At 72.1% G+C, this 2,705-nt stretch carries 3 protein-coding genes; all 3 read left to right on the top strand.

Translation table 11 applies throughout. From position 1 onward, the window contains the following. The first annotated feature begins 173 nt into the window (after positions 1-173). From FNH05_RS35865 to dapF, 3 genes are read left to right on the top strand one after another with little or no spacing between them, the layout of a single operon-like run. Positions 174-863: a class III extradiol dioxygenase subunit B-like domain-containing protein gene (locus FNH05_RS35865; protein WP_144593285.1), complete on the top strand. Its 690-nt coding sequence runs from the start codon at positions 174-176 to the stop codon at positions 861-863. Beyond that, positions 860-1,768 (top strand): tRNA (adenosine(37)-N6)-dimethylallyltransferase MiaA, encoded by a 909-nt coding sequence (gene miaA, locus FNH05_RS35860; protein WP_246128143.1) that lies wholly within the window; start codon positions 860-862, stop codon positions 1,766-1,768. Before FNH05_RS35865 ends, miaA begins: the two co-directional genes overlap by 4 nt. Before the next feature lie 9 nt (positions 1,769-1,777). Beyond that, the gene (dapF, locus tag FNH05_RS35855; RefSeq protein WP_144593283.1) at positions 1,778-2,599 is read left to right on the top strand and encodes a diaminopimelate epimerase; all 822 of its coding nucleotides are present in this window, start codon (positions 1,778-1,780) and stop codon (positions 2,597-2,599) included. The last annotated feature ends 106 nt before the right edge of the window (positions 2,600-2,705 follow it).

Below are 2,705 nucleotides of genomic sequence, written 5' to 3'. Positions count from 1 at the left end.
GTGCGGGTGTCGAACGGGTGGGGCGCGCTTTTTCGACCCCTCGCCGCATTCAAGCAGTTCAGCGTGGCTTGTGGTACTCGGTGGGGTGGTCGGAGCGGGTGATTCTACTGTGGCGGGCTGTGGGAACGGTGTGATCACGGCCGTCCCACAGTCCCCGGGTAGCCTCGATCGGTGTGATCACGCATGTCGCCGTGGTGCCGCAGGCGCCGTTGCTGGTGCCGCGGCTGTCCCCGGGAACCGAGCCCGGCCTGGCCTCCCTCCGGGACGCCTGCCTGTCCGCCGTGCGCACGCTGGGCGCGCGCTGGGTCGCGGTCGGCCCGCACCCCGAGGATCTCACCGTTCCGCCCCGCTCGGCGGGCAGTTTCCGTGGGTACGGCGTGGACGTGCCGGTGCGCCTGTCCGCCGACGGCTCCGGCGAGGAGCCGGAGATCGGTCTGCCGCTTCCGGCGCTGGTCGCGGGGTGGCTGCGGGAGCAGACCGGGGCCGAGTCGGTCGAGGTGCGGTTGCTCGGTGACGCCACGGATCCGGCGCGGTGCGCGCGGGTCGGTGAGGACCTCGACGAGGACGGCCCGTCCGCGCTGCTCGTGCTCGGCGACGGGTCAAACCGGCACGGGGCGGGCGCGCCGGGGAGTGCCGACGAACGGGCGGCGGGTTTCGACGACTCGGTCGCCAAGGCACTGGCCAAGGCCGACGCCGAGGCGCTGTTCGCACTCGATCCGGAACTCGCGGCGGAGCTGGGGGCGAGTGGACGTGCCTCCTGGCAGGTCCTGGCCGGGCTCGGCGACGGATGGCGGGCGGAACTGCTGTACTCGGCGGCGCCCTTCGGTGTCGCCTACCACGTCGCGGTGTGGGAGCGCGGGTGAAGCCGGTCGCCGTGGTGGGGCCGACCGCCACCGGGAAGTCCGATCTCGCCGTCACGCTGGCCCTCGAACTCGGCGGCGAGGTGATCAACGCCGACGCGATGCAGCTCTACCGGGGCATGGACATCGGTACCGCCAAGATCACGGTGCCGGAGCGGCGCGGTGTCCCGCACCACCTGCTGGACGTGCTGGACGTGACCGAGACGGCCTCGGTCGCGGCCTACCAGCGCGATGCCCGCGCGATCGTCGAGCGCCTCCTGGCCAAGGGGAAGGTGCCGGTGCTGGTCGGGGGTTCCGGCCTCTACGTCCAGGCCGTGCTCGACGACCTGCGGTTCCCCGGCACCGATCCCCGGGTGCGGGCCCGGTTGGAGGCCGAGGCGGCCCAGGCCGGTCCCGGGCCACTGCACGAGCGGCTGTGCCTGCTGGATCCGGTGGCGGCCGCCGCGATCCTGCCCTCCAACACGCGCCGGATCGTGCGGGCACTGGAGGTCATCGAGATCACCGGACGCCCGTTTTCGGCGACCATGCCGAAGCCCGGTCCGGCGCGGTACGACACGGTGCTGGTCGGCATCGACCGTCCCGCCGAGGCACTCGACGAGCGGGTCGACCTGCGGGTGGACCGCATGTTCGAGGCCGGTCTGGTCGACGAGGTGCGCGCGCTGGCCGCCCGGGGGCTGCGCGAGGGCAAGACGGCGTCGCGGGCGCTGGGCTACCAGCAGGTGCTCGCCGCGCTCGACTCCGAGAGCGACTCCGCCGACTTCGCGGCCGCCGCGGCCGCCACGAAACAGGCCACCCGGCGATTCGTGCGCAGGCAACGATCCTGGTTCCGCCGGGACGGGCGGATCCACTGGTTCCGCGGAGATGATCAGGATGTGGCCGCGCGGGTGCTTTCCGTGGTCGCCCAGTAGTCTGAGCGCGTGGCAATCGAGTTCCTCAAAGGGCATGGCACACAGAACGACTTCGTGCTGCTGCCCGATCCGTCCGGTCGTCTCGAACTGACGCCGGGTCGAGTCGCCGCCCTGTGCGACCGGCAGCGCGGGCTCGGTGCCGACGGTGTGCTGCGCGTCGCCCGCGCCGAGGCGCTGGGCCTGCCTTCCGCGGGCGAGTGGTTCATGGACTACCGCAACGCGGACGGGTCCGTCGCGGAGATGTGCGGCAACGGGATGCGCGTGTTCGCGCGGTATCTGGTGGACGCCGGACTGGTGGACGGCCGGGAGTTCGTGGTGGGCAGCCGGGCCGGGGACCGCCCCGTCGTGGTGCACCCGGACGGTTCGGTGACCGTCGAGATGGGGCCCGCCGCGATCACCGGCGCTTCGGTGTCGATCGTGGACGGACGGCACTTCTCCGGAGTGGCCGTGAACGTGGGCAACCCGCATCTGGTGTCCATAGTGGACGAAGACGTGCGCGAACTCGATCTTGGCCTCCCGCCGCGCTACGACACCGATTTCTTCCCGGAGGGCGTGAACCTGGAGTTCGTCAACCCGCTCGACGATGGCTTGCTGCGGATGCGGGTGTACGAGCGCGGGGTGGGGGAGACCCGGTCCTGTGGCACCGGCACGGTGGCCGCGGTGGCGGCGGCGCTGCACCAGGCCGGTACGGACACCGGGGAGTCCATTGTGGAGATTCCGGGTGGCAGGGTCACGGTCGTGTTGCGGCGCGGCCAGTCCACGCTCACCGGACCTGCCGAGTTCGTCGCGCGCGGCGAACTGTACGAGGCCTGGTGGGACGCTCAGCAGTAGGTTCAGGAAGGGACCGGCTCCGCGGGCACGTCCCGCATCCGGCGTAGCGGCGACACGAGAAGTGCGGTCATCGGCACGACCAGCGCCGCGGACGCGACCCACAGCG

It is taken from the genome of Amycolatopsis rhizosphaerae, assembly GCF_007713715.1.
Classification (GTDB): Bacteria; Actinomycetota; Actinomycetes; order Mycobacteriales; family Pseudonocardiaceae; genus Amycolatopsis_E; species Amycolatopsis_E rhizosphaerae.
The sequence above is the reverse complement of the archived record's forward strand: the minus strand, read 5'-3'. Positions and strand labels throughout refer to the sequence as shown.